1 rRNA gene is annotated in these 527 nt (G+C 47.8%); it reads left to right on the top strand.

Annotated features, from left to right (window positions below):
• Positions 1 to 527 (top strand): 23S ribosomal RNA (locus tag N5O98_RS27435); the annotation flags it as partial.

Genomic DNA, 527 nt, shown 5'->3' with positions numbered 1-527 from the left:
AACAGGGCGATTAGTCGGAAGGAGTAGACGCGAAACCAAGTGATCTACCCTTGGTCAGGTTGAAGGTTAGGTAACACTAACTGGAGGACCGAACCGATAAGCGTTGAAAAGCTTCCGGATGAACTGAGGGTGGGGGTGAAAGGCTAATCAAACTTGGAGATAGCTCGTACTCCCCGAAATGCATTTAGGTGCAGCCTTGGGAATTACTACTGTGAGGTAGAGCGACTGATAAGATGCGAGGGCTTCACCGCCTATCAAGTCTTGATAAACTCCGAATGCGCAGTAGTTCGATCCCAGGAGTGAGGGCATGGGTGCTAAGGTCCATGTCCTAAAGGAGAAGAATCCGGACCATCAGCTAAGGTCCCGAAATAATTGCTAAGTTGAACTAACGAAGTCAGATTGCTAAGACAGCTAGGATGTTGGCTTGGAAGCAGCCATTCATTTAAAGAGTGCGTAACAGCTCACTAGTCGAGGAGTTTGGCGTGGATAATAATCGGGCATTAAGCAATTTACCGAAGCTATGGGAT

This window comes from Bacteroides sp. LFL-34 (assembly GCF_027257075.1).
GTDB lineage: Bacteria > Bacteroidota > Bacteroidia > Bacteroidales > Bacteroidaceae > Bacteroides > Bacteroides ovatus.
This window is presented reverse-complemented; position numbering and strand designations above follow the sequence as displayed.